Origin of the sequence: Nonomuraea aurantiaca (genome assembly GCF_020215705.1) — a bacterium.
GTDB lineage: Bacteria > Actinomycetota > Actinomycetes > Streptosporangiales > Streptosporangiaceae > Nonomuraea > Nonomuraea aurantiaca.
The window spans coordinates 1-24,662 of sequence record NZ_JAIWNB010000048.1; the positions used below are offsets into that span (position 1 = coordinate 1).

General features: G+C 69.3%; 25 protein-coding genes and 1 tRNA gene. 17 read left to right on the forward strand and 9 right to left on the reverse strand.

From position 1 onward, the window contains the following. Together LDL49_RS52395 and LDL49_RS52400 are read left to right on the forward strand one after the other, a co-directional pair. Positions 1–754: endo-1,4-beta-xylanase (locus LDL49_RS52395; RefSeq protein WP_225302458.1), on the forward strand; the 754-nt coding region annotated here is incomplete at its 5' end. 33 nt (positions 755–787) lie between these two features. Further along, entirely contained in the window at positions 788–2,221 is a 1,434-nt protein-coding gene (locus LDL49_RS52400; protein WP_225302459.1) for a non-reducing end alpha-L-arabinofuranosidase family hydrolase, read from the forward strand. A 100-nt stretch (positions 2,222–2,321) separates the two neighbouring features. Here LDL49_RS52400 and LDL49_RS52405 read toward each other — a convergent pair whose 3' ends face one another. From LDL49_RS52405 to LDL49_RS58925, 3 genes are all read right to left on the reverse strand, one after another. Continuing rightward, on the reverse strand, positions 2,322–4,292 hold the full coding sequence (locus tag LDL49_RS52405) for a right-handed parallel beta-helix repeat-containing protein (protein ID WP_225302460.1): 1,971 nt from the start codon (positions 4,290–4,292) through the stop codon (positions 2,322–2,324). 317 nt (positions 4,293–4,609) lie between these two features. Further along, positions 4,610–5,719, reverse strand: a complete 1,110-nt coding sequence (locus LDL49_RS52410) for an alpha/beta hydrolase family protein (RefSeq protein ID WP_225302461.1) — start codon at positions 5,717–5,719, stop codon at positions 4,610–4,612. Between the two features lie 34 nt (positions 5,720–5,753). Continuing rightward, positions 5,754–6,353 carry a DUF3887 domain-containing protein gene (locus LDL49_RS58925; RefSeq protein WP_225302462.1) on the reverse strand — a complete coding sequence of 200 codons (600 nt, stop codon included), beginning with the start codon at positions 6,351–6,353 and terminating at the stop codon, positions 5,754–5,756. Between the two features lie 305 nt (positions 6,354–6,658). On the opposite strand from LDL49_RS58925, the gene LDL49_RS52420 reads away from it, so the two are divergent. The 7 genes from LDL49_RS52420 to LDL49_RS52450 all read left to right on the forward strand — a co-directional run bounded on the left by LDL49_RS52420 (position 6,659) and on the right by LDL49_RS52450 (position 13,142). Further along, positions 6,659–6,871: a hypothetical protein gene (locus LDL49_RS52420; protein ID WP_225302463.1), complete on the forward strand. Its 213-nt coding sequence runs from the start codon at positions 6,659–6,661 to the stop codon at positions 6,869–6,871. A 205-nt stretch (positions 6,872–7,076) separates the two neighbouring features. Next, the gene (gene wecB, locus LDL49_RS52425) at positions 7,077–8,360 is read left to right on the forward strand and encodes a non-hydrolyzing UDP-N-acetylglucosamine 2-epimerase (protein ID WP_308016300.1); all 1,284 of its coding nucleotides are present in this window, start codon (positions 7,077–7,079) and stop codon (positions 8,358–8,360) included. Next, on the forward strand, positions 8,357–10,192 hold the full coding sequence (locus LDL49_RS52430; protein ID WP_225302464.1) for a DUF2334 domain-containing protein: 1,836 nt from the start codon (positions 8,357–8,359) through the stop codon (positions 10,190–10,192). The genes wecB and LDL49_RS52430 overlap by 4 nt, the downstream gene beginning before the upstream one ends. A 42-nt stretch (positions 10,193–10,234) precedes the next feature. Further along, entirely contained in the window at positions 10,235–10,384 is a 150-nt protein-coding gene (locus tag LDL49_RS52435) for a hypothetical protein (protein ID WP_225302465.1), read from the forward strand. Further along, on the forward strand, positions 10,381–11,616 hold the full coding sequence (locus tag LDL49_RS52440; protein WP_225302466.1) for a glycosyltransferase family 2 protein: 1,236 nt from the start codon (positions 10,381–10,383) through the stop codon (positions 11,614–11,616). The genes LDL49_RS52435 and LDL49_RS52440 overlap by 4 nt, the downstream gene beginning before the upstream one ends. Next, positions 11,613–12,290 carry a LamG domain-containing protein gene (locus tag LDL49_RS52445; protein WP_225302467.1) on the forward strand — a complete coding sequence of 226 codons (678 nt, stop codon included), beginning with the start codon at positions 11,613–11,615 and terminating at the stop codon, positions 12,288–12,290. The genes LDL49_RS52440 and LDL49_RS52445 overlap by 4 nt, the downstream gene beginning before the upstream one ends. 99 nt (positions 12,291–12,389) lie before the next feature. Continuing rightward, complete coding sequence (locus LDL49_RS52450) at positions 12,390–13,142, forward strand: response regulator transcription factor (RefSeq protein ID WP_225302468.1); 753 nt, start codon at positions 12,390–12,392, stop codon at positions 13,140–13,142. A 427-nt stretch (positions 13,143–13,569) separates the two neighbouring features. Here the strand turns inward: LDL49_RS52450 and LDL49_RS52455 are convergent. Beyond that, positions 13,570–13,643, reverse strand: a tRNA-Pro gene (locus tag LDL49_RS52455). A gap of 63 nt (positions 13,644–13,706) precedes the next feature. Beyond that, positions 13,707–14,600 (reverse strand): metallophosphoesterase, encoded by an 894-nt coding sequence (locus LDL49_RS52460; protein ID WP_225302469.1) that lies wholly within the window; start codon positions 14,598–14,600, stop codon positions 13,707–13,709. A 99-nt stretch (positions 14,601–14,699) separates the two neighbouring features. On the opposite strand from LDL49_RS52460, the gene LDL49_RS52465 reads away from it, so the two are divergent. Then, a complete protein-coding gene (locus LDL49_RS52465) occupies positions 14,700–15,155 on the forward strand; it encodes a GatB/YqeY domain-containing protein (protein WP_225302470.1) in 456 nt (151 codons plus the stop codon). A gap of 48 nt (positions 15,156–15,203) precedes the next feature. Here the strand turns inward: LDL49_RS52465 and LDL49_RS52470 are convergent, their stop codons facing one another. Continuing rightward, positions 15,204–17,378 (reverse strand): transglycosylase domain-containing protein, encoded by a 2,175-nt coding sequence (locus tag LDL49_RS52470; protein ID WP_308016301.1) that lies wholly within the window; start codon positions 17,376–17,378, stop codon positions 15,204–15,206. Positions 17,379–17,655: 277 nt separating this feature from the next. On the opposite strand from LDL49_RS52470, the gene LDL49_RS52475 reads away from it, so the two are divergent. Beyond that, positions 17,656–17,952 (forward strand): WhiB family transcriptional regulator, encoded by a 297-nt coding sequence (locus LDL49_RS52475; RefSeq protein ID WP_148036282.1) that lies wholly within the window; start codon positions 17,656–17,658, stop codon positions 17,950–17,952. A 44-nt stretch (positions 17,953–17,996) separates the two neighbouring features. Here LDL49_RS52475 and bagB read toward each other — a convergent pair whose 3' ends face one another. Then, positions 17,997–19,127 (reverse strand): ATPase BagB, encoded by a 1,131-nt coding sequence (bagB, locus tag LDL49_RS52480; protein ID WP_225302471.1) that lies wholly within the window; start codon positions 19,125–19,127, stop codon positions 17,997–17,999. Continuing rightward, positions 19,124–20,119, reverse strand: a complete 996-nt coding sequence (gene bagA, locus LDL49_RS52485; protein ID WP_225302472.1) for an ATPase BagA — start codon at positions 20,117–20,119, stop codon at positions 19,124–19,126. Before bagA ends, bagB begins: the two co-directional genes overlap by 4 nt. A 127-nt stretch (positions 20,120–20,246) precedes the next feature. On the opposite strand from bagA, the gene sp36 reads away from it, so the two are divergent. The 4 genes from sp36 to LDL49_RS52505 all read left to right on the forward strand — a co-directional run bounded on the left by sp36 (position 20,247) and on the right by LDL49_RS52505 (position 22,523). Then, positions 20,247–20,402: a Sp36 family protein gene (gene sp36, locus LDL49_RS52490; protein WP_165959776.1), complete on the forward strand. Its 156-nt coding sequence runs from the start codon at positions 20,247–20,249 to the stop codon at positions 20,400–20,402. Then, entirely contained in the window at positions 20,399–20,857 is a 459-nt protein-coding gene (locus LDL49_RS52495; RefSeq protein ID WP_225302473.1) for a RidA family protein, read from the forward strand. Before sp36 ends, LDL49_RS52495 begins: the two co-directional genes overlap by 4 nt. A 68-nt stretch (positions 20,858–20,925) precedes the next feature. Then, positions 20,926–21,729, forward strand: coding sequence for an NUDIX hydrolase (locus tag LDL49_RS52500; RefSeq protein ID WP_225302474.1), 804 nt, complete (start codon positions 20,926–20,928; stop codon positions 21,727–21,729). Continuing rightward, the gene (locus LDL49_RS52505) at positions 21,726–22,523 is read left to right on the forward strand and encodes an MBL fold metallo-hydrolase (protein WP_225302475.1); all 798 of its coding nucleotides are present in this window, start codon (positions 21,726–21,728) and stop codon (positions 22,521–22,523) included. Before LDL49_RS52500 ends, LDL49_RS52505 begins: the two co-directional genes overlap by 4 nt. On the opposite strand, the gene LDL49_RS52510 is transcribed toward LDL49_RS52505, so the two are convergent. After that, positions 22,505–23,185 (reverse strand): Crp/Fnr family transcriptional regulator, encoded by a 681-nt coding sequence (locus LDL49_RS52510; RefSeq protein WP_185069893.1) that lies wholly within the window; start codon positions 23,183–23,185, stop codon positions 22,505–22,507. The two genes, LDL49_RS52505 and LDL49_RS52510, sit on opposite strands and share 19 nt — an antisense overlap. A 56-nt stretch (positions 23,186–23,241) precedes the next feature. Here LDL49_RS52510 and nth point away from each other — a divergent pair, with 56 nt between their 5' ends. Further along, entirely contained in the window at positions 23,242–23,949 is a 708-nt protein-coding gene (gene nth / locus LDL49_RS52515) for an endonuclease III (RefSeq protein ID WP_225302476.1), read from the forward strand. A 39-nt stretch (positions 23,950–23,988) separates the two neighbouring features. Continuing rightward, the gene (locus LDL49_RS52520) at positions 23,989–24,636 is read left to right on the forward strand and encodes an NUDIX hydrolase (protein ID WP_225302477.1); all 648 of its coding nucleotides are present in this window, start codon (positions 23,989–23,991) and stop codon (positions 24,634–24,636) included. Positions 24,637–24,662: the final 26 nt, after the last annotated feature.

The window sequence follows — 24,662 nt, forward strand, 5'->3', positions numbered from 1 at the left end:
CATCGACAACTGGTCCTGGGCCAAGACGCAGGGCGTCTACAACATGGTCCGCGACTTCAAGCAGCGCGGCGTGCCGATCGACTGCGTCGGCCTGCAGTCGCACTTCAACAGCGGCAGCCCCTACAACAGCAACTACCGCACCACCATCTCCAGCTTCGCCGCCCTCGGGGTGGACGTGCAGATCACCGAGCTGGACATCCAGGGCGCCTCTGCGCAGACCTACGCCGCCGTGGTGAACGACTGCCTGGCGGTGTCCCGTTGCGCCGGCATCACGGTGTGGGGGGTGCGCGACCAGGACTCCTGGCGGTCGGGTGACACCCCGCTGCTGTTCAGCGGTGGCAACAAGAAGCCCGCCTACGACGCGGTCCTCAACGCCCTGAACACCGTCTCGCCGGACCCCACCCCGACGCCGACGCCGACGCCGACGCCGACGCCCACCCCGACTCCGACACCGATCCCGGACGGGTGCGCGGCGACGATCACCACGACCACCACCTGGCAGGGCGGCTTCCAGTCGACGGTGACCGTCCAGGCGGGCGGCGCGGCGATCAGCGAATGGACCGTGCGGTGGACCTGGCCCGGCGGGCAGAGCATCAGCAACCTGTGGAACGGCCAGCAGAGCGTGTCCGGCTCCAGCGTCACCGTACGCAACGCCGCCTATAACGGCTCCATCGCCGCCGGCGGCTCCACGACCTTCGGGTTCACCGCGAACGGCACCGCGGCCACCCCGACCGCCACCTGCACCAGCCCCTGACGGAGACCGGACATGATGATGAGGAGAATAAAGATGCGCCTGCCCTGGCCAGCGCACCCCTCCGCCGTCACGGCCGCGGCGCCGTCCCGGCGGGTCTCGCGCCGTGGCGTGGTGATCGGTGCCATCGCGGTCCTGCTGGCCGGAGCCGGCCTGCTGACCACGCAGCCCGCCCAGGCCGCCGTGGCCTGCCGGGTCGACTACACCATCAGTTCGAGCTGGCAGGGTGGCTTCGGTGCCGGCGTCACCATCAACAACCTCGGTGACGCGGTCGACGGCTGGCGGCTGACCTGGTCCTTCGGCGCCGGCCAGCAGATCACCCAGATCTGGAACGCCACCCAGACCCAGTCCGGCTCGTCGGTGACCGCCACCAACGTCTCCTACAACGCCTCCATCCCCTCCGGCGGCAGCACCAACTTCGGGTTCAACGGCTCGTGGACCGGCAGCAACCCGGTGCCCACGTCGTTCGCCCTGAACGGCGTGACCTGCGGCAACCCCGGCACCCCCACGCCCGACCCCACCCCCACACCGACTCCGACGCCCACACCGACGCCGACCGGCACGTGCGCACTTCCGTCGACGTACCGCTGGACATCTACGGGTCCGCTGGCGACCCCGAAGTCGGGATGGGTCTCGCTCAAGGACTTCACCAACGTCGTCTACAACGGCAGGCATCTCGTCTACGCGACCACGCACGACACGGGGACGAAGTGGGGTTCGATGAACTTCGGCCTCTTCACCAACTGGTCCGACATGGCCTCGGCCGGCCAGAACACGATGTCCTTCTCCACCGTCGCGCCGACGCTCTTCTACTTCGCCCCGAAGAACATCTGGGTGCTCGCCTACCAGTGGGGTGGGACCGCCTTCTCCTACCGGACCTCCAGCGACCCCACCAATCCGAATGGCTGGTCCTCGCAGCAGGTGCTCTTCTCCGGCAGCATCTCCGGCTCCGGAACAGGCCCCATCGACCAGACGCTCATCGGTGACAGCACGAACATGTATCTGTTCTTCGCCGGGGACAATGGCAAGATCTACCGGGCCAGTATGCCCATCGGGAATTTCCCGGGCAGTTTCGGCGCGACATCGACGACGATCATGAGCGATACGACGAACAATCTGTTCGAAGGAGTTCAGGTCTACCAGCTCCAGGGCCAGAACCGTTACCTCATGCTCGTCGAGGCGATGGGCGCGCAGGGTCGCTACTTCCGCTCGTTCACGGCCACCAGTCTGGGCGGTTCGTGGACACCGCAGGCCGCGACCGAGGGCAATCCCTTCGCCGGCAAGGCCAACAGCGGCGCCACCTGGACCAACGACATCAGCCACGGCGATCTCGTGCGCAGCAACCCCGATCAGACCATGACCGTCGATCCCTGCAATCTGCAGCTGCTCTACCAGGGACGTGCCCCCAGCTCGGGCGGCGACTACGGTCTCCTGCCCTACCGGCCGGGGGTGCTGACACTGCAGCGTTAATGACATGACGCTTTCAGAGCGGCTGCAACACGGGGGTCCGTGTCGCAGCCGCTCTTTCGCGCGTGGCGTCCCAGGAAGGCGTGTTCTTCAGGTCTTTTGCTCAAGCCCTGGGACGGAGAGCCACATCATCGATCTGGAACGCGGGCCCGGCGGTGCTCGCGTTCCAGACAAAGGTCCAGTCGACGCGGGTCGTGCCCGCGGGCGCGGTGAACGTGCCGGCCGCTTCGGTCCAGGCGGTCTTCTGAGCCAGGGAGATGGCGTCGGTACGCAGCACCGTGCCGGACTCGTCGCGCCAGCGCACATTCCACGTGACGGCAGGCATGGTCGCCACCGCCTCCCGGTACCACAGGGACACGTGGTAGCTCGTACCGGCGACCACACCGCTGTATCCGGGGAAGTTGTCGAGCGCCACCGCGCTGCCGGACGACTGGGTGCTGGTCATCTGCAGCGAGCCCGTGCCACCATGCGCGCCGCCGGTCTGGTGCGCCACGCCGGCCCCGTACCACGGGGTGTAGGGCGAGGTCGTCGAGCCGGACTCGAAGTCCTGCTCGGTGATCGCCGGCGGGACGGGCGTGCCGCCGTCGAACGTGCTGCCGGCGTCCTGGCCGTACTGGGGGCCGACCCACTGCCCGGGCGAGATGCGATTGCCCATGTCAGTGACCCTGAACTGCCACGGTCCTGTGTAGGTGTTGTCGTGCCAGGAGTTGTGCGACCCGTTGACGATCGACTGCTGGATCACGGCACCCTTGTACGGGGACCAGTCTGGGTAGGTGCCCCAGTTGGACAGCAGAGCCATGTGCCCGCAGTACTGCGTGGGGCAGCCGCCGTTGACGGCACTGGGGTTGAAGGCGAACGTGTTGTGGTGGACGTCGACGTTCTTCGTCCACCAGCGGCAGTTGGTGTAGAGCGGCTCGCCGGCGATGGCCGGAGCCGAGCACTGTGAGGTGTTGGTCGGCCCGACGATCAGCGTGCAGTCGCCGGTCGTCGAGGCTGGGCTGTTGCAGAACCGGTCGGCGTTCGCCCACGCGGTGATCCCGCCCCAGTTGTTCTCGAGCCGGTTGCCGGTAATCTCGATCTTGCTGGTCCGCGCTTGCACGCGGGGCTCGCCGTCCGCCTCGGACAGATAGATCGCCGCTTCGGGGAACGGGTCGCCCTTCGCCGCCCGCTCGGCACCGGAGGCCCAGGCGTTGCCGCGGATGGTGTTGTTCCGGATCACCACGTTGTAGCTGATCTCGTAGAAGATCGCGAGCGAGTCGTTGCCCTCGATGAGGTTGTCCTCGATGAGGAAGTCGTTGTTGTTGGTGTCCGCCCAGACCCCCGGCCCGTGGTTGCCGTGGATCCAGTTGCCGGTCACGTCGGCGCCGTTCACCGCCCAGAACTTCATGCCACCGGTACATCCGCACCCAGGGATCTGGTGCTCCCAGTCCTCGGTGTTGTTGCCGGTGAACTCGTTGTCCGCCACAACCAGGCCGGTGATGGTGTTGCCGGCCTTGTACGCGTTCAGGCCGTACTGTCCGTTGTCCTTGAGGCAGTTGCCACGGATCTTGTTCGTGGCCCCGGCCATCAGCCCCGCGCCGGAGTTGTTGCGGATCGTGTTGTGCTCCACGACCCAGCCGTCGCCGGAGTCGTGGTTGACCACACCCTCATCGTGTGGCGCGACGAACCCGGTGATGGTCAGGTACTGGATCGTGACGCCGGTCGCGTGCTGAGTGAACGCGTACCGGTTCAGCCCCTGCCCGTCCAGTACCGCGCCGGGCGCGCCGATGAACGTCGCGCCGTTGCCGGGCATGATCTGGGAGTACTGGTCGGTGCCCAGCTTGTGCGTGCCGGTCTGGAAGTAGTACGTGGTGTTCGCCTTGCGTAAGTCCACGCCGCTGTTGTCGCCCGCGGGGACCACGACCGCGCCGGCGGGCGGTGTGGTCGGGCCGTTCAGCGACGAGCTGCCGCAGACCGCTGCCGTCGCTGTCGTCGAATTGGTTGCCTTACCGACCGCGTCGCCACTTGCCGGCGTCGCGCCGCCCATGACGACTGTGGCGAGGGCCACCAGTGCCACTGGCCAGGTTCTTCGCATTCCTGTTCTCCTCCAGGTTTTGACCAGCCGTGGGTGCACTCGACCGCCGGCTGTCGCCGCCGTAGCCAGAGCTCGCGCCTACCCTCAAGATCAAACGCTGAGAGAGTACTGCAGGGCCGATGCCGGCGTCCTGCCGATCAGGGGACAGCGATAGACGTCACTGTCGCTGAGATGCCTCCTCCCGTGGAGCGCACATCCGCATGTCAGGCGGGGATGAGGGACAGCAGATACAGCGGACGTATTTCTGGGCGGTCGAGCGAGAACCACCTGCTTCGCCGAGCGGCACCGAGTTCGACCTTTGAAGGACGACACGGCCCTCAGGAAGCCCGGACGAACGCGGGGAGCGCCTGCTTGAGCTTGGACGAGAACGGCAGGGGGTCTGTGTAGTGGGCTGCGGTCCGGCTGGGGTCCTCCTTGAGTACGTGGTTGATCCCGGTCAGGCGAATGAAGTCGGTGGCGGCGGGGGCTTTCGCCAGCCCGGCGGCCAGGTGCTCGACGTCGTCGCAGCTCACCTGGATGTCCGCATCGCTGCAACTCAGCAGAACCGGGGTGTGCGCCTTGAGCCGGGCCGCCAGTTTGGCCGGGTCCTCGCGGTCGGCCTCCGACAGGAACTTCGCGTTCGCCGGGGAGAACACGTTCGACAGTCCGCCGGGCAGGTTCGCCGCGACCGTTCCGTTGGCGCGCAGCGACGCGACAGCCCTGGCCAGGGCGTCCTCGATCTCGGCCGCCTGAGCGGCGGTGATCTTCCCCGCCTGCTGCTGGGCCTTGATCTGGGCGGTGATCTGACCGCTGAGGATGTCGAGGTATCGGCGGCTCAGCGGTTCGAGCAGGCCGAGGCTGTGGACGTGCGTCTTCGATCTCGATTTCGTGGCGAGCAGAAGAGCGAACAAGGCGCCTTCGCTGTGCCCGATGACCGTGAGCCGCCGCTTGTCGGTCCCGGGCCGTCTGGCCAGGAAGTCCAGCGCCGCCGCGGCCTCGTGCTTGAACGGGGCGATGCCGATGTCGGCGACCTTGGACGCGTACGGCCCGAGGCCGGTCTTGCCGCTCGCGAGCTTGTCGTAGCGCAGGCTTGCCACGCCGCCGGCGGACAGCAGCCCGGCTAGCGTCTTGTACGTGTCCATCCCGCTGAGCCCGGGGCTGTTGCCGTCGCGGTCGGTGGGACCACTGCCCGCGATGATCAGGACCGCCGGAACCTTCGCGCCCGGCCGGGCCGGATGGCGCCAGGTGCCGTAAACGGTCATCCCGTCCACCCGGAAGCTCACCTCCTCCTCGACCCAGGCGGGGGTAGTACGGGAAGCGGGGGAGGCGGTTACGCGGGTGGCCGACCCGCTCCCGCACCCGCTCACCACAAGGGCGAGCGCGCACAGACCGGCGCCCAGACGCGGCGCGCGGTCGTTCCGTGCGCGTACGAACTCAGTTAAGAACATCGCAGGGTCACTTCATCTCTTTGATTCGAGTGGTTTACGCAGTGTCGGGACGCCGGAGGAAAAGCCCGGCGACCTTGCCCTGACCGTCGTAGGCGACGCGGGCGGTCAGGTCGCCCGCCTCGAAGGACAGCGGGATGTCCACGACGGTGTGGTCGCCCGCCTGGTGGGGCACCGGTTCGCCCATGCCTTCGTACGCGCCGACCATGCCGATCGCCTGTGCCCAGGTCGCGGCCAGTTTGGTCGCGCTCAGGCCGGCGGCGACCGTCTCGTCGAAGTCGCGGCGTACTTCCTCCCGGCGACCGTCGGTCAGGTCCGCGACCAGGGCCGCGGCGCGGTCGGCGGCGCCGGGCAGCATCTTGTCGGTCATGGGTGTCCCTGTTCTGGGGTCGAGTGGTCGGCCGAACCGCTGGAACGCCGCCTGGCGGCTGGAGCCGAGCACGTCGCCGATCTCCTGCCAGGTGTGTCCCGTCGCCCGTGCTCTGTCGACCGCTGCCCGCATGGCCCGGTCGACGGCCCGCGCGAGATCCCGGGTGGCGACCACCGAGTCCAGCGGGGACGCTTCCGGAGCGCTCAGTCGCTCCGCCAGCCTCCGGGCTGCGTCCGTCAGGTCGGCCGGCGCCGCCGTTTCCGTCACGTCGTCAATATTTACTTTACGAGGTGAGAATGTCAAGCTTTCATTTACATCTTTGGAGCGGTCGCGGATACGTCGCGCGGCGCTGCGGCAGGTTGAGTCGCAGTACTCCTGCTTGCGTCCGCGTCCTGAACGGGAAGGGAGAGGTTTGCCGCAATGCCGGCAGGCCTCGGTGTCATGCGGTTCCAGCACGCTGGCACTCCTTAATATCGTGCTGTTTCCTTGGCACGTAATAGTACTCCAGGGCAGCACGAAAAACACGACTGCTCGCCCAGCGGCGGGCGAGGCTGGCCCGGGCCGGCAGCTGGGTGCGGACGCTGGCCCTGCTCGTACACCCTCGGGGTCGCCGGCCTGGGAGCGACGCACCTCCGCGCGTCGGGTTGATCCTGCTGCTCGCCACCGCGCTGTCCGGCCAGTCCATGACCTGGACGCCCGTCGTCGCCGTCATCGCCGCGCTCACCATGACGGCGGGCAACCTGTTGGCCCTGCGCCAGCGCTCCGCCGCACGCCTGCTGGCCTGATCGTCGGTCGCGCAGTCGGGGTACATCCTCGCCCCGCTCGCGGTCTCCTGGGTGGGCGTTTGTGAGGAGTCGCCGCCAGAAGGGGTGGGCGAGGAGTTTCCAGGACAACCCGGACGATCCCCAACCCCTGGCATCGCGGACGAATTGAGGTAGTCCTGAGGCAGTCTTGAGGATTGCTGAATGTTTTAGTGCGAATTGTCGTTTTATGCGCTCTTCAACGAGGCTCGTGGGCACCGGGCGTGAGGGGTCGGGCGTACGTCGCGTCATGGTGGTGTACGGCACGCGGCCCGAGGCGATCAAGATGGCTCCCCTGGTCATTGGCCTGACCGAGGCGGCGCTCTTCGAGCCGGTGGTGGTCGTGACAGGGCAGCATCGGGAAATGCTCGACCAGGTCCATGAGACGTTCGGCATCGAACCGGACGTCGATCTCGGGATCATGCGGCCGGGACAGACCCTCGCCGAGCTGACGAGCCGGGCGGTCTGCGGGCTGGACGGTCTCGTGGTCGCGTACCGTCCCGACGCGGTGGTCGTGCAGGGGGACACGACGACCACGCTGGCCGGAGCGCTAGCGGCCTTCTACCACCGGGTGCCGGTCGTGCATCTGGAGGCCGGGTTGCGCAGCGGCGACCTGTACTCGCCGTTCCCGGAGGAGGCGAACCGCAGCCTGACGAGCCGGATCGCCACCCTCCACCTGGCGCCGACCTCGGGCAGCGCGGACAACCTCCTTCGTGAGGGCGTGTCCGCCGAGTCGATCGTCGTCACCGGAAACACGGTGATCGACGCGCTCCTGCAGAGCACCTGTACGGGTCACGGGTACAGGGAACCGAGGCTGGCCGCGCTGGAGCAGGACGGCCGGCGCGTCATCGTGGTCACCGCGCATCGCCGGGAGTCCTGGGGGGACCGGATGGAGGGCATCGCCCGGGCCCTGTCGCGGCTGGCGGCGGCCGGTGAAGGGGACGTGCACCTCGTCTTCCCCATGCATCCGAACCCGGAGGTGAGGCGCGCCCTGCTCCCGCGTCTCGACCGGCATCCGAACATCACGGTCACCGAGCCGCTCCACTACGGCGACTTCGCCCGCCTGCTGCGCCGTTCGTACCTCGTGCTCACCGACAGCGGCGGGATCCAGGAGGAGGCGCCGAGCCTGAACAAGCCGGTGCTCGTGATGCGCGACACCACGGAACGGCCCGAGGCGCTCCGCACCGGGGCGGCACGGCTGGTGGGGACCGAGGAGGACGGCATCGTGGCCGGTGTCAGCGGCCTGCTCCACTCGCCCGAGGACTACCGGCGCATGGCGCGGGCGCGCAATCCCTACGGCGACGGGCGGGCCACCGAGCGGGTGCTGGCGGCGCTGGCCCACCTGTTCGGCCTCGGTCCGCGCCCCGTCCCGTTCGGAGCGCTGCCCGAACAGGACGTGCCCCAACAGGACTACCGGGTCGTGGTCGAGGTCGAGGCGGCGAGCCATGGCGTGAGGCCGGTGATCGTGCGATGAGCGACGGCGAGCGCGCGGGCGGGCTCCGGCGGCACGCCGGGCTCAGGTGGCTGGCGGCTCTGCTGCTGAGCGCTCTCGTCGTGTCGGGCGCCAGCCTGGGGATCTTCTCCAGGAAGGAGCCGGTGACCTTGCCCGCGCCCCGTACGTGGCCGGCGTGCAGCACGAACGGCCCGGACGCGCCGGACGGACGGTCCGCGAACCCGGCGGCGACAGCACGCGCGGGCATGGACCAGAACGGCACGCACCATAACGGCAGGGACCAGAAGAGCACGCCTCAAAACGGCACGGACAAAGGCGGCACGAAGGCGAAAGCGACGCTGATCGCCGTCGACGACGCCGACGGGCCGGCCGCGTTCCAGGTGTACGCGGCCCGCGCCGCCAACCTGGTCTCGCACTTCGGGCCGGTACGGGTGATCCGGACGAGCGCCTACCGGGCCGGCATGCTGGCCGGCCACCGGGCCCTGGTGTACGTGGGCATGTCGAGCGCCCAGCGGCTTCCGGCGGCCCTGCGCGGCGACGTGCTCGCCGGCCGGCGTCCCGTTCTCTGGCTGGGCGGCAACATCGGCACGCTCACCACGGCGGACGACTTCGCGCGGCGCTACGGCTGGCGATGGGGCGGCGAGGGCCTGGCGCCCCGCCGGGTTCCGCGCCAGGGACCCGACGCCCAGCCGCCGATCCCGCAGTCCGGGCAGGTCGTCCAGCGTGGCGCGGGCCTGGAGCGCGTCACTGGCGTCCAGTACAAGGGGGTGCTGCTGAGCCGCGACCCCGCCCAGGGACCGATCAGCACGTTCGCCGCTCTCGACCCCAGCAGAGCCCGGGTGCTGGCCACGGCGGTCACGACGGATCGCCGGACGGGTCCCTGGGCCGTCAGGTCCGGGAACCTCACCTACGTCGCCGAGGTCGCGTTGAACATCGACGAGGACGACGACCGCTTCCTGGCCGTGTCCGACCTGCTGTTCGACCTGCTCGCTCCCGGAACGCCTGCCCGCCACCGCGCCCTGGTCCGCCTGGAGGACCTCGGACCGCAGGCCGATCCCGAGGCCATCCGCGCGGCGGGGGAGACGCTGTCCCGGCTCGGCGTCCCGTTCAGCTTCGGCGTCATCCCGGTCTACCGCGGCCCGCTGAAGGACGGTCAGGAGCGGGCGACCATCCGCCTGCGGGACCGGCCGGAGCTGGTGCGGGCCCTGGTCTACCTTCTGGAGCACGGCGGCACGATGGTCCTGCACGGCTACACCCACCAGTCGGACGGCCCGCCCAATCCCACGAACGGGGAGAGCGGGCAGGACTTCGAGTTCTTCCGCACCCACTTCGACGCCCAGCAGCGGCTCATCTACGACGGAGCGATCCACGGCGACTCGGCCACCTGGATGGAACACCGTCTCGACCAGGCGGTGGCCGAGGTCCGCGCGGCCGGCCTGCCCGAGCCGCACATCTTCGAGGTGCCGCACTACGCCGCCTCGCCGGACGACTACCGCGTCATCGCGCGCAGGTTCGCCGCCCGCTATGACCGCGGGTCCTACTTCACCCCCGGCTGGGAGGGCCACGCGCCGGTGTCGCCGTACCTGGACGAGCAGTTCGCCCCGTACGTGATCCGCGACGTCTATGGCGGCGTCGTCGTCCCAGAGACCCTCGGCATGGTGGAGCTGGACCCGGTCATGGAGGACGAGGGGACCCCAGAGGCGATCGTGGAACACGCCCAGGCGCAGCTCGTGGTACGCGACAACGTCGCGGGGTTCTTCTACCACCCCTTCCTCGGCACCGACCGGCTGAAGAACATCGTCGGCCGGCTCAAGTCGATGGGATACCGCTTCGTGGCGCCCTGTCAGCTATGAGAGTGGCCCCCTGTCAGCTAGGAGAGAGGAAAGGCAAGCGCCATGACTGAGCTCCTCGCGCGGGCCGTGGACGTCGGGGCGACGGCGTTCGGCGTGGCCCGGCTCGCCCTGGCGGTCGCCGGACTGCTGTTCGCGCTGTACGTCGTCGTCCTCGGCACGCTCGTGCTGGCCGCCCACAGGAGGCGTCGATGATCACCGTGCTGGTCCTGTGCGCGCTGTCGGCCGTGCTGCTGGTGTTCACCTACACGCTGGGGATGTACCTGGAATCGGCGGGCATCGCCGAGCACCCCGCCGGCGACGGCGGCGACTTCTCCGTCGTCTTCCTGGTGCCCTGCCTGAACGAGGAGCGGGTCATCGCCGCCACCCTGAGCGCCCTGCCCGGCGGCCAGGTCCTGGTCGTGGACGACGGCTCCGACGACGGGACGGCCGAAGTCGTCCGGCGGGTCGCCGGCCCGCTGGTCCGCCTGCTCAGGCGCGAGCCGCCGGACGCCCGCCAGGGCAAGGGCCGGGCGCTCAACCACGCCCTTCGCCACTTTCCGGAGGAACTGCTGGACGACGCTGACCGTGTCCTCGTCTGCCTGATGGACGCCGACGGCCGGCTCGACCCGCGGGCCCTGGACACGGCGCTGCCGTACTTCGCCGACCCCCGGGTCGGCGCCGTCCAGATGGGGGTGCGGATCGGCAACCGGACGCAGAGCCTCCTGACGCGGATGCAGGACATGGAGTTCGTCGTCTACACCTGGATGTTCCAGCGCACCCGCACCCGCATCGGCTCTGCGGGGCTCGGCGGCAACGGCCAGATCATGCGGCTGAGCGCCCTCCTGGACCTGGGTGACGACCCGTGGTCGCCCAGCCTGACCGAGGACCTGGACCTGGGCGTGCGGATGGTGCTGTCCGGCTGGCGTACCGCCTGCGTCCCGGACGCGACCGTGAGCCAGCAGGGGCTCGTCAGCGTGCGCGCCCTGGCGCGGCAGCGCTCACGCTGGTTCCAGGGGCACCTTCAGGCGCTGCGGCTCGTGCCGTCGGTGGTCGGGCGGGCGTCCGGCCGGGTGGCGACCGACCTGCTGAACGTGCTGCTCAGCCCGTTGCTGATCTTCGTGGGCGCCTTCATGACGATCTCGCTGGTCGCGTCCCTGGTGGGGGTGGCGTTCTCGCCGGTGGCGCGCGAGCAGCTCATCCAGCCGGTGCCGATCGCGTCGTGGTACACGCTGACGTTCGGCGCGGCCTTCCTGCTCGGGCCGCTCTACGCGCGCATCAGCGGTGACATGGGGCGGTTGCGCGGGCTCTGCTACGGTCACCTGTTCATCGTCTACAACCTGGTCTGGCTCGTGGCGGCCTGCCGGGGGCTGTGGCGGGCGGCGCGCGGCCGGCGGGTCTGGATGAAGACCGAACGGCTGGCCGATCCGTCACCGGGACCCGCGTGAGAGCGCCCGCGGGCCCGGCGCTGGCCGCCGTCGCGCTGCTCGCCCTCCCGGTGGCGCCCGCCGCGCCCGCCCCGTGCGTCCCGTGGCCGGAGGGGACCGTCCGGGCGGGGCTGTTCCTGGCCTACGACGGGTACGGCAGGGCGTGCACGTACCAGGCCGGCGGCCGGTGGGTGTGGCGGCTGTCACCGCGGCCCGCGCGAGCCCCGGCCGAGACGCACGCCGCGCTGGCCCTGACCGCCGGCCGCTACACGGACGTCCGGATCCGCGTACGGGCGAGGACCCTGCACCAGCTACGGCGCCCCACGCCCAACGCCTGGGAGGTCGCCTGGGTCGTGTGGCACTACACGGACGACGACCACTTCTACTACCTCGTGCCCAAACCCAACGGCTGGGAGCTCGGCAAGGTCACCCCCGGCTACCCGGGCAACCAGCGTTACCTCGCCACGGGCGCCCGGTCCTACGCGCTCGGCGTGTGGCACACGATCGAGATCCACCAGGTGGGCGCCATGATCACGGCCAAGGTGGACGGCCGTCACCTGGTCCGCTTCCACGACCGTGAACGGCCCTATCGGGGCGGCCACGCCGGCCTCTACAACGAGGACGCCACGACCTGCTTCACCGACCTGCGCGTCGCATCTGCGGCACGGCGGTTTCGCGGCGGCTCGCTGCGGTAAGTGAGGCATTGAACGGGGGAGGGATCGCCGGGGTCACGGTCGTGCGACCGCGCCGCCACCGCGCTCGCCGGCGATCGGTGGCTGACTCGAGGTGATGGCGTGGTGGAACGGCCGGGGGCACTGGTCATCGAGGACACCGCGGAAATGCGCAGGCTGTTGTGCGAGGTCCTGCGGATGGCCGGTTTCGAGGTGTCGGAGGCGGCCACCGGGGCCGAGGGGCTGGACCTGGTCGCGCAGAGGCGGCCCGACCTGGTGACGCTCGACCTCATGCTGTCGGACATGGACGGCATCGAGGTGTGCCGGCGGCTGCGGGGGATGACGAGCGCGTACGTGATCATGGTGTCGGGCCGTACGGAGGAGGCCGACCGGCTCATCGGCCTGGAGGTGGGCGCCGACGACTACATGACCAAGCCGTTCTCGCCCCGGGAGCTGGCGGCGCGCGTCGCGGCGATGTTCCGGCGGCCCCGCCGCGAGCCGGAGAGCGCCTTCCCCGAACGGGCGGGGGTCCACGAGTTCGGCGACCTGGTCGTGGACGAGGAGAGCCGCGAGGTGCACCTGGCGGGCCGGCTTGTGCCGCTGACCCGCATCGAGTTCGACCTGCTGGCGCTGTTCGCCTCCAACCCGAGGCGGGTATGGCCTCGCGAGACGTTGACCCGGGCGATCTGGCACACCGACTGGCCGGGCAACGCCCACGTGATAGACGTCCACATCGCCAACCTGCGGCGCAAACTCGGTGACGACGCCCGGTCCGGCCACTGGGTGCGCACGGTGCACGGTGTGGGCTACAGGTTCGGAGACGGAGGGGACATGCGCGATGGTCCCGATTCACGTTCTGCTGTGCGGGAGCGGTGAGCTGGCCTCCGGGCCGGGCCGCGGCACCAGCGTCCACATGCACCTGCCCACGATGTTCACCGGGTTCCGGGCCGACTTCCGAGGCTGGCCCGGCAGCGGGCGATCTAGCCGGATTTGGGAGATCGCTGGGCCCGTGAAGGGCGTGTAGGTAGGCGCTGATGGCGTCGACGACGGTCTGCCGATGATCGGGGCAGATCCGGTGGAGACGCTCGAGCGCGTACAGCCCGGCAAGGCACACGGGAGCCAGCTCATTTGAACTCAGCACCTGATCCGCGTGCGGCGGTTGATGGATCAAGGTGATCAGGAAAACTCATTTGAACCCGTCAGTGACCTCCGGAGGCTTTCAGATGGACGGTCAATTGACGGTCGAATGATCAAGGGCCTGGCTCTCGATCTTGAGAACCAGGCCCCTATCTCGGGAAACCTGTCGGGGTGGCGGGATTTGAACCCACGGCCTCTTCGTCCCGAACGAAGCGCGCTGCCAAGCTGCGCTACACCCCGGTGCACGCCCTCTTGCGCGTGCTTGAGAAGTCTAGCTGACTTCGCGGGTGCTTGTGACCGCGTTTACCGGCGCGGGACCAGCGTGAGCAACGAGGCCTCCGGGAAGCAGGCGAAGCGGACCGGGGCGTACGGCGAGGTGCCGAGGCCGGCCGAGACGTGCAGCCAGGCGTTGTCGTGGCGGTTGAGGCCCTTGACGCGCGGCCGGTCGATGCCGCAGTTGGTGACCAGGGCGCCGTAGAACGGGATGCACAGCTGGCCGCCGTGCGTGTGGCCGGCCAGGAGGAGCTGGTAGCCGTCGGCGGCGAAGCGGGTCATGTTGCGGGGCTCGGGGGAGTGCATGACGCCGAGGCGGAGGTCCGCGTCGGCCGGGGCGGGGCCGGCGACCAGGTCGTAGCGGTCGCGGTCGATGTGGGAGTCGTGGATGCCCGCCACCGCTACGTCGAGGTCGCCGACCTTGAGGCGGGCGGTGGTGTTGTTCATGTCGAGCCAGCCCTCGGCCGCCATGCCGGCGCCGAGCTCCTCCCAGGGAAGGGTCGGCACGTGCTGGCGGCGCTCGTTCTTGGAGGTGCGCCAGAGGTAGCGGGCCGGGTTCTTGGGCTTGGGGGCGTAGAGGTCGTTGGAGCCGTACACGAACATGCCGGGACGGGCCAGCAGGGGCTCCAGGGCGTGCAGGAGCGCGGGTACGGCCTCAGGGTGGGCGATCGAGTCGCCCGTGTTGACGACCAGGTCGGGCTCCAGGGAGCCGAGCGAGCGGACCCAGTTGATCAGCATCCTGCGGCCCGGCGTCAGGTGCAGGTCGGACAGGTGGAGGATGCGTACGGGCCGCTGCCCGCGCTCCAGCACGGGCACGTCGAAGCGGCGCAGCCGGAACCAGTTGCGTTCGACGACGGAGGCGTAACCCAGACCGGCCAGGCCGAGGCCGAGGATGGACAGTGGTATGGCGGCAGCTTTCCTCACCCATTCATGATGCCCGACATCCGGCCCCAGGCGTCCCGAGTACGTGAGATGGGGCTCCGTGAGCGCGTAGCCGTCCGTACACGCGGCAAGATGGACCGCATGAGCGCATTGAAGGACAAGCTGAAGGCCGATCTCACGGCCTCGCTGAAGAGCCGGGACGAGGTACGTCTCCGGACGATTCGTATGGCACTGGCCGCGGTCAACGTCGAGGAGGTCGCCGGCAAGGCGGCCAGAGAGCTCTCCGACGACGAGATCGTCAAGGTGCTGACCAAGGAGGCCAAGAAGCGCCGGGAGGCGGCCGAGGCGTTCGGCAACGCCGGGCGGGCGGAGCAGGCGCAGGCGGAGCTGGACGAGCAGGCGGTGCTGGAGGAATACCTGCCGGCCCAGCTCTCCGACGAGGAGCTCGGCCGCCTCGTCGACGAGGCCGTCGCCGAGACCGGCGCCGCCGGCCCCCAGGCGATGGGCCAGGTCATGAAGGTCGTCAACCCGAAGGTCGCCGGTCGTGCGGAGGGGGGACGGGTCGCCGCGGCCGTTCGCGCGCGGCTGTCCGCCTGACCATGTCTCGGGTGCCCGCCACGAACGCGGGCACCCAGGGCACTCAGGTCAGTTGCGCCCGCGCCCGCGTCCCCGGTCGTTGTCGTCGCGGTTGAACTGGTCGAACTGGTCGAAGAAGTCGTCCGGAGGGCCGCCCTGGTCGTCCTTCTTCTCCTTCTTGGGCTTGGGGGCGCAGTTGTCGCTGCAGCCGCCGAACCGATCGTGGTTGACCGGCGCGAACTCGGTGGGTTCGACGCCCTTGAGCGCCCCCATCATCGCCTGCTTCCAGATGCGGCCCGAGATCGAGGCCCCGTACACGTAGCTGTAGTAGCGGCCCCCGATGGTGACGCCGATCAGGTTGTGAGTGAAGGCGCCGCGCGGGTCGCCGAGGCTGACGGCGGAGGCCAGGTTCGGGGTGTAACCGGCGAACCAGGCGGCCGTGTAGCCGTCGGTGGTGCCCGTCTTGCCCGCCGCGTCCCGGCCGATGCCGCCGACCTCACGCATCGTGCCCTTGGTGAACACGCCCGAGAGGATGCCGCTGACGGCGTCGGCGACCTCCTCCTCCATGACCTTGGAGCACTTGGGCTTGTACTGGGTGGCCTTGCCGTTGCGGTCCTTGATCTCGGTGATCGCCAGCGGCTTGCAGTATTGGCCGCGTGAGGCGAAGACCGCGTAGGTGCTGGCCACGGTGACCGGGTCCACCTCGTTGATGCCGAGGGTGAACGTCTCGAACTCGCGCAGCTTCGTGCCGTCGGCCCGCTTGAGCCCGATCCGCTTGGCCAGCTTGACGACCTTGCAGAGCGTGACGCGCTCCTCCAGCCGCATGAAGAAGGTGTTGACGGAGCCCCAGGTGCCGGTCTGCAGCGTCTTGAAGCCGCCGCCGCCCTCGCTGGAGTTGCGTACCTCATGGGTGGGGTCGCCGACCCGCTTGCCGTCGCAGTTCTTGAACGCGCCGTAGCCGGACGCGGTGAAGCCGGCGGGCGCCGGGTAGCCGTCCCCGTACTTCAGGCCCTCCTCGAGCGCTGTGGCGAGCGTGTAGGCCTTCGCCGTCGAGCCCTGCTGGAAGCCGCCGCCACCGCCGTGCTTGGCGTCGGCGACGACGTTGTAGCTCATCTCGTTCTTCTTCTTGCTGCCGCCGAACTTGCGCGAGGCCGCCATCGCCTTGATCTCGCCGGTGCCCGGCACCACCATCGCCTGCGAGGCCACCGGCTTGTCCTTGGTGCTGACGTACTCCTTGATGGCCTTCTCAGCGGCTTTCTGCATCTTCGGGTCGATCGTGGTCTTGATGGTGAGACCGCCGCGCTGGAGCAGTTTGAGGCGCTCCTTGGGGGTCTTGCCGAAATCCTCGTCGTTGAGGATCTCGTTCTGGACGTAGAGGCAGAAGTACGGGTACTTGCTCTCCTCGCAACCGCCGGTGACCTTGGTGTCCTTGAAGACGAGCTTCTTGGCCTTGGCCTCGGCGGCCTCCTGCGGCGTGATCTTGCCGAGTTCGGCCATCCGGTCGAGGACGACATTGCGGCGGGCCTTCAGGAGCTCCCTGGAGGCCTTGCTGACATTCGGGTCGGTCCTGTTGGGGTTCTGGACGGCGCCCGCGAGTGTGGCCGCCTCGACGAGGTTGAGCTCGGAGGCCGGCTTGCCGAAGAAGCGCTTGGCGGCGGCCTGGATGCCGTGCGCGCCGGCGCCGAAGTAGGCGATGTTCAGATATTTCTCAAGGATCTGGTCCTTGGAGTACTTCTTCTCGACGGCCATGGCGTAGCGCAGTTCGTTGAGCTTGCGTCCGACGCTGGCCTCGATGGCCGCGGCCTGCTCCTCTTTGGTCTCGGCCGAGTTGAGGAGCACCTGCTTGACGTACTGCTGCGTGATCGACGAGCCACCCTGGGTCACGCCGCCCTGGGTGAGGTTCTTGACGAGGGCTCGGGCCGTTCCCTCCACGTCGATCGGGCCGTGCTGGTAGAACCGGAAGTCCTCGATCGAGATCAGCGCTGTCCGCATGATGGGGGCGACCTTGTCGAGACTCACCGATTCGCGGTTCTCGTAGAAGAACTGGGCTATCTTCTTGCCGTTGGCGTCCATCAGCTCCGTGCGCTCGGGCAACGGCGGTTCGGCCAGGTCCTCGGGCTTCAGGTTGATCCCCGTCATCGCGGACTTGGCGGATATCCCCGCCCCACCGACCGCGGGAAGGGCTATGGCGGCCGTGAGCACGCCCGCGACCGCGCCCGCGGCGATCAGCCGCGCGATGTTCAAGATCGGCGAGGAACGATCTTTGCCCTGAGCTTGCACAAGTCCAAGAGTACGTCGAATGAGTGACCTTATCGGTAACTCGGCACCATTTCGCCTTGACTGACGGGGGTGACTAGTCATTCCCGGTCAAGACTCCAGCGAGAAATTGGTCCTCTGGGGTCTGTCGGCCCGAACGTCTAGTTGCGTACGTTCTCCTCTGCGGCAACTGAATACGGAGGCTCGGCGCCCGCGCCCGTCGGCCCCAAATGACGACTGACCACCTAAGGGGAGTGGGGTCGAAATGTGGATCACGGATTGGACCTCCCGTGCCGCCTGTCGAGGAGCGGACCCGGACGCACTGTTCGTCCAGGGAGCCGCCCAGAACAGGGCGAAGCTGATCTGCCGAGGATGCCCGGTCCGTACCGAATGCCTCGCCGATGCGCTGGACAACCGCATCGAGTTTGGCGTGTGGGGCGGCATGACGGAACGGGAACGACGGGCTCTGCTACGGCGGCGTCCTGACGTGGACTCATGGCGAGAGCTGCTCGAGTCTGCCAAGGAAGAGTACGAACGGACTAACGAGCTGATCGCAGGCTGACCCTGGCCTCGGGCGTACGGCCGGTGCTCGCACCGGCCGTACTCTCATGTACTCGTTGCGAGGAGTTCCCCGATCCGGCGCAGACCCGCTAGATCGTGGACATCCTCCGACATCGCACGTACCTGGACGACCGGCACTGTGGGGTGGGCCGAGAGGAAATGGTCCTGCTCCCGGTGTTCGCGGGCGGCGAGTTGCATCCTGCCGGTGTGCAGCCGCAGTACGGCGGCGGTCAACTCGTGTTCGCCCCGCGACTCCAGGTCTTCCGCCGCGGCGGCGCTGCGCGCGGCCGAGAGCGCCGCTGCGGTGGGTTCGTGCACCCGGTTGACCACCAGACCGGCCAGGGGCATGCGCTCCTCAGCGAGCCGCTCGACGAAGTAGGAGGCCTCCCGCATCGCGTCGCGCTCCGGCGCGGCCACGACCACGAAGGCGGTGCCCGGCGCCTGGAGCAGCCGGTAGGTCATCTCCGCGCGCTGCCTGAACCCGCCGAAGACCGCGTCCAGCGCCGACACGAACGTCTGCAGGTCCTTGATGACCTGCGCGCCCAGCAGCTTGGTCATCGCGCCCGCCATGAGCCCGAACCCGGCGTTGAGCAGCCGGAACGCGCTCCGCCCTCCCGCCTTGGCCGGCGCGGTCAGCAGCCGGATGAACCTGCCGTCGAGGAAGCGGCCGAGCCGCTCCGGGGCGTCGAGGAAGTCGAGCGCGGACCGCGAGGGCGGCGTGTCGACGATGATCAGATCCCACTCGTCCGAGCGGCGCAGCTGGCCCAGCTTCTCCATCGCCATGTACTCCTGGGTGCCGGCGAAGCTGGAGGACAGCGACTGGTAGAAGGGGTTCGACAGGATCTGCCGAGCTCGCTCGGGGTCGGCGTGCGCCTCGATGATCTCGTCGAACGTACGCTTCATGTCCAGCATCATCGCGAACAGCTGGCCACCGCCCTCGGGTGAGCTGATCAGGCGCGGGGTGTTGTCGAGCTCGGTGAGTCCCATCGACTGCGCCAGCCGCCGCGCGGGGTCCACGGTCAGCACGACCGCGCACCTGCCGCGCTCGGCGGCCCGCAGCCCCAGCGCGGCGGCCGTGGTGGTCTTGCCCACGCCGCCGGCGCCGCAGCAGACGATGATCCGGGTGCCCTGGTCGTCGAGGATGGCGTCGACGTCGAGTACGGGGGGCTTCTTCACGCTGCTCCCTGGGTGCGGATGGCCTCGGCCAGCTCGTACAGGCCGCTCAGATCGACTCCGTCGGTCAGCAGCGGCAACTCGTAGGACGGCAGCGTCGCCTGCGCCAGCGAGGCGCGCTCGGCCCGCTCCAGCTCGGTACGGCGAGCGTGCTCGGCGACCTCTTCCGCCAGGGCCTCCGCCACCGTGGAGGCGCCGTCGGAGAGACCGGCCGCCTTGAGCCCGAGCGTGAGCTCGGCGACGTCGAATCGGCCCTTGACAGCACTGTCAAGTGCGGCCTGTGGAAGCAGTGATTCACGGACCATGTTGATGAAGATTCCGCCGGGCGGCAGCCCCGCCGACCGCAATTCGGCGATGCCGTCGAGCGTCTCCTGAACCGGCATCTCCTCCAGCAAGGTGATGAAGTGCACCGCCGTTTCCGGAGATTTCACGACCTTGCTCACCAGATCGGAGTGGTTCTTGATCGGGCCGACTCTGGCCAGCCCGGCGACCTCCTGAGTGACGTTCAGGAAGCGCGAGATGCGGCCGGTGGGCGGCGCGTCGAGCACGACGGCGTCATAGATCCGCTTGCCGTTCTTGCCGCGCCTGCGTACGGCCTCGGAGGTCTTGCCGGTGACGAGGACGTCGCGGAAACCGGGGGCGACGGTGGTCGCGAAGTCGACGATGCCCATCTTGGTCAGCGCCCGCCCCGCCCTGCGCATGCCGTAGAACATCTCCATGTATTCGAGCATGGCCTCCTCAGGGTCTATGGCCAGCGCGTAGACGTCGCCGCCTGATGGGGCCACGGCGATCCGGCGCTCCTCGTACGGCAGCGGTGGCAGGTCGAAGATCTGCGCGATGCCCTGCCTGCCCTCCACCTCGACGAGCAGCACCTTGCGCCCGCCCGAGGCCAGTGCCAGGGCGAGGGCCGCGGCGACCGTGGTCTTGCCTGTGCCGCCCTTGCCGGTGACCACGTGCAGCCGCACGCCGTCCCAATCGGTGTCCCGAGAGTCCACGTTTCGAGGCTACCGAACGGTCACTTGCCGGAAGCCGACGACCACCCTTTGAGATTGCTCACACTGTGGTGCGCCGCGTCCAGTGGTGCGCCACAGGTTGCTGGTTACAGCCCCTACGCTGGCCTCCATGAAGAAATGGGAGTACCTGACGGCTCCGGTGCTGATCCACAACACCAAGATGATCCTGGACAACTTCGGGGCCGACGGCTGGGAGCTGGTCCAGATCCTGCAGGGTGCCACGCCCGAGCAGCTCGTCGCCTACTTCAAGAGGGAGAAGCAGTGACGCCCGAAGAGAAGATCGCCGAGCTCGGGCTGACGCTGCCCGAGGTCGTCGCGCCGCTGGCCGCCTACGTGCCGGCCGTACGGACCGGTGACCTCGTCTACACCTCGGGCCAGGTGCCCATGGTCGACGGCAAGCTCGCGCAGACCGGCAAGGTCGGCGCCGAGGTCGGCCTCGACGACGCCCGTGAGCTGGCCCGGATCTGCGCGCTCAACGCGCTGGCCGCGCTGAAGTCCGAGATCGGCGACCTGCGGAAGGTCGTGCGGATCGTCAAGGTCGTGGTGTTCGTGGCCAGCGACCCGGCCTTCACGCAGCAGCCCCAGGTCGCCAACGGGGCGAGTGAGCTGCTCGCCGAGGTGCTGGGGGAGGCGGGCAAGCACGCCCGCAGCGCGGTGGGCGTCGCGTCCCTGCCGCTCGACGCTCCGGTCGAGGTGGAGCTGATCGCCGAGGTCTCCTGAGAGTTCGGATATGTCACCATGACCCGAGTGATGTTCTAGAAGCCCGAGTTGTTCTAGAAGGAGGTCATGTGACTGGTCTTCAACTCCCAGACGAGCTCGCCGAGCGGGCGAGGGACATCCTCGCCGGCCGCGTCCAGCCGGTCCCCGCGCGGGACGCCGCCACGGTGGTCATCCTGCGTGAGGGGCCGGAGGTCTACCTGCTCCGGCGCAAGGCCACGATGGCCTTCGCCGCGGGCGCGTACGTCTTCCCCGGCGGCTCGGTCGATCCCCGTGACACCGACCACGCCGTCGCCTGGGCCGGGCCGTCTCCGGCGGACTGGGGCGCGGTCTTCGGCGCGGAGGAGGGGGTCGCGCGCGGCCTGGTCTGCGCGGCCGTACGAGAGACGTTCGAGGAGTCGGGAGTACTCCTCGCGGGGCCGGGGCCCGATTCGGTGGTCGACGACACCACAGGAGACGACTGGGAGGCCGACCGGCTCGCGCTGATCGACAGGAGCCTGTCCTTCGCCGACTTCCTCGCCAAGCGCGGCCTGGTGCTCCGCTCGGACCTGCTCAAGCCGTGGGCGCACTGGATCACGCCGGAGATCGAGACCCGGCGCTTCGACACCCGCTTCTTCACCGCCGTGCTCCCCGAGGGGCAGCGGACCCGTGACGTCGGCGGCGAGGCCGACCAGGTCGCCTGGAAGCGCCCGGCCGACGCCGTGGAGCTGGCGCACGAGGGCAAGATCTTCCTGATGCCACCCACCTACCGCACGCTGACCGAGCTGGCCGCCTGCGACTCCGTCGCGGACGTCCTGGCCGCGCGGCGGGAGATCGTCACGATCCTGCCCAGGGTCGTGGAGGTCGACGGCGAGTTCCAGTTGGTGACGACGTGAGCGGCCTGTATATCCCGGCCGGCTCACCCGACGGATCCCGTACGACCCACGCCGAGAACCTGCTCGCCCCCAACCCGTCTCCGATGACCCTCGACGGCACCAACACCTGGATCATCGGCGACCGGGACACCATCGTCATAGACCCGGGCCCCGACGACGAGGGGCACCTGCGCCGGGTCGCCGACCACCTGGCCGGGCGCCGGGTGAGCTGGATCCTGCTCACCCACGGCCACCACGACCACAGCGGCGGCGCCCGGCGCTTCGCCGAGCTGGTCGGCGCGCCCGTGCGGGCGCTCGACCCCAAGCACCGGCTCGGCGACGAGGGCTTGGGGGACGGCGACGTGGTGACCGCCGGTGACGTCGAGGTACGTGTGTACGGCACGCCGGGGCACTCGTTCGACTCGCTCTGCTTCTGGCTGCCCCAGGACGAGGCCATGCTGACCGGCGACACGGTGCTCGGCCGCGGCACCACGGTGATCGCCCCCGACGGCGACCTTGCCGACTACCTGCGCAGCCTCGACCGGCTCAGGGCCATGGCCGGCGAGCTGGGCGTGGCGGCGCTGCTGCCGGGCCACGGCCCGGTGCTGGCCGACCCGATCGGCGTACTGGACGGCTATATCGCGCACCGGCGCGAGCGCCTCGACCAGATCAGGGCGGCCCTGCGCCAGGGCGCCAAGACGCCCCGCCAGATCGTGGAGATCGTCTACAGCGACGTCGACACGTCGCTCTGGCCCGCGGCCGAGATGTCGGTGCGGGCCCAGCTGGACTACCTCGACTACCTGGAGCGGTTGTAGAGGCGGTCCATGTCGAGGATGACCACGGCCTTGGCCTCGATGCGCAGCCAGCCGCGCTGCGCGAAGTCGGCGAGGGCCTTGTTGACCGTCTCGCGCGAGGCGCCGACGAGCTGGGCCAGCTCCTCCTGGGTGAGATCGTGGTGGACGCGCAGCCCGTCGTCGGTCTTGGTACCGAACCGCTCGGCCAGGTCGAGCAGCTGCTTGGCCACCCGGCCGGGCACGTCGGTGAAGACCAGGTCGGCCAGCACGTCGTTGGTGCGCCGCAGTCGCTGGGCCAGCGCCCGCAGCAGGTGGAGCGCCACCTCGGGACGGCCGGTGAGCCAGGGGCGCAGGTCGTCGTGGCCCAGCCCGGCCAGGCGCACGTCGGTCAGCGCGGTCGCGGAGGCCGTACGGGGGCGCGGATCGAACAGCGACAGCTCGCCGAACATCTCGCTCGGGCCGAGCACGCTGAGCAGGTTCTCGCGACCGTCGGGCGAGGTGCGCGACAGTTTGATCTTGCCTTCGAGCACGACATAGAGCCGGTCGCCCGTCTCGTTCTCGTGGAAGAGCGTCTGCCCCTTGGACAGCTGGACTTCGGTGATGCTCGTCCGCAGCGCCGCAGCGCTCTCGCGGTCAAGCGCGGCGAACAGGGGGGCCTTGCCCAGCACATCTTCGGTGTTCACTCTGCCTCCTCTGCTGCCATTGTGACGCACCCCACTCCAGGCGGCGCACGTAGGCTATGGGAATGCCCACTGAGTCCAGGCTCGCCCTCGTGCGTCGCGCACGCCGGATGAATCGCATCCTGGCGGAAACCTACCCTGAGGCCCATTGCGAGCTCGACTTCGGTACCCCGCTCGAACTGCTGGTCGCGACGATCCTCTCGGCGCAGTGTACGGACAAGAGGGTCAACATGGTTACTCCCATCCTCTTCGCCAAGTACCCGACAGTGGATGACTATGCGGGCGCCGACCGAGCCGAGATGGAAGAGATCATCCGCTCGACGGGGTTCTTCCGGGCCAAGACCAACAGCATCATCGGCATGGCCCAGGCCGTGTGCGAGCGCCACGGCGGGGTGGTGCCCGGCAAGCTGAAGGACCTGGTCAAGCTGCCCGGCGTGGGCCGCAAGACCGCCAACGTGGTGCTCGGCAACGCCTTCGACGTGCCCGGCCTCACCGTCGACACCCACTTCCAGCGGCTGGTCCGGCGCTTCGGCTGGACCGACGAGACCGACCCGGTCAAGATCGAGCACGTGGTAGGGGAGCTGATCCCCAAGCGGGAGTGGACGATCTTCTCGCACCGGGTCATCTGGCACGGGCGCCGCATCTGCCACGCGCGTACGCCGGCCTGCGGCGTCTGCCCGCTGGCCGCCCTCTGCCCCTCGTACGGCACCGGCCCCACGGACGCCGTCAAGGCCCAGAAGCTCGTCAGACCGGGCCCCTTTTCCTAAGTGGGGAAGTCCCCGAACCCCTGGTGTGTTGGAGATTGCGTGACTCAGGTGCCCGACTGGCTCGACGCGCTCGCAGCGCGGGCCGTACAAACTTCGGTGCCCGCCGGGCTGCGCCCGCCCGCTGAGGGTGGGCGGCCCGCGGCGGTCCTGCTGCTGTTCGGCGAGGGGCCGCTCGGCCCCGACGTGCTGCTCATCCAGCGCAGCTCGCGCGGGCGCAGGCACGCGGGCCAGCCGGCCTTCCCCGGCGGCGGCGTGGACCCGGAGGACGGCGGGCCCGTCGGGGCGGCGCTGCGCGAGGCGGAGGAGGAGACCGGTCTCGATCCGCGGGGCGTGACCGTGCTCTGCACGATGCCCGAGCTCTACATCTGGCGCAGCGACAACCGGGTCACGCCGGTCGTCGGCTGGTGGCGTACACCGTCGGCGGTGCACGCGGCCTCGCCCGCCGAGGTCGAGTCCGTGGAGCGGGTGCCGATCGCCGAGCTGGTCGATCCGGGCAACCGGTTCACGCTGCGGCATCCGGGCGGCTACGCCGGGCCCGCCTTCCGGGTGCGCGGGATGCTGGTGTGGGGGTTCACCGCGATGGTGCTCGACGGGGTGCTGCGCGAAGGCGGGCTGGAGCGGCCGTGGGATCCCGGGCGGGTGGAGGAGATGCCGCCCGACGTCCTGGACATGGCCTCACGGGGCTGAAGCACCGCATTAGGCGGAAATCTCAG

Coding starts and splice junctions, on each gene's coding strand:
- LDL49_RS52400 (WP_225302459.1), top strand. CDS start 788: ATGCGCCTGCCCTGGCCAGCGCACCCCTCCGCCGTCACGGCCGCGGCG.
- LDL49_RS52405 (WP_225302460.1), bottom strand. CDS start 4,292: ATGCGAAGAACCTGGCCAGTGGCACTGGTGGCCCTCGCCACAGTCGTC.
- LDL49_RS52410 (WP_225302461.1), bottom strand. CDS start 5,719: ATGTTCTTAACTGAGTTCGTACGCGCACGGAACGACCGCGCGCCGCGT.
- wecB (WP_308016300.1), top strand. CDS start 7,077: ATGCGCTCTTCAACGAGGCTCGTGGGCACCGGGCGTGAGGGGTCGGGC.
- LDL49_RS52430 (WP_225302464.1), top strand. CDS start 8,357: ATGAGCGACGGCGAGCGCGCGGGCGGGCTCCGGCGGCACGCCGGGCTC.
- LDL49_RS52435 (WP_225302465.1), top strand. CDS start 10,235: ATGACTGAGCTCCTCGCGCGGGCCGTGGACGTCGGGGCGACGGCGTTC.
- LDL49_RS52440 (WP_225302466.1), top strand. CDS start 10,381: ATGATCACCGTGCTGGTCCTGTGCGCGCTGTCGGCCGTGCTGCTGGTG.
- LDL49_RS52465 (WP_225302470.1), top strand. CDS start 14,700: ATGAGCGCATTGAAGGACAAGCTGAAGGCCGATCTCACGGCCTCGCTG.
- LDL49_RS52475 (WP_148036282.1), top strand. CDS start 17,656: ATGTGGATCACGGATTGGACCTCCCGTGCCGCCTGTCGAGGAGCGGAC.
- sp36 (WP_165959776.1), top strand. CDS start 20,247: ATGAAGAAATGGGAGTACCTGACGGCTCCGGTGCTGATCCACAACACC.
- nth (WP_225302476.1), top strand. CDS start 23,242: ATGGGAATGCCCACTGAGTCCAGGCTCGCCCTCGTGCGTCGCGCACGC.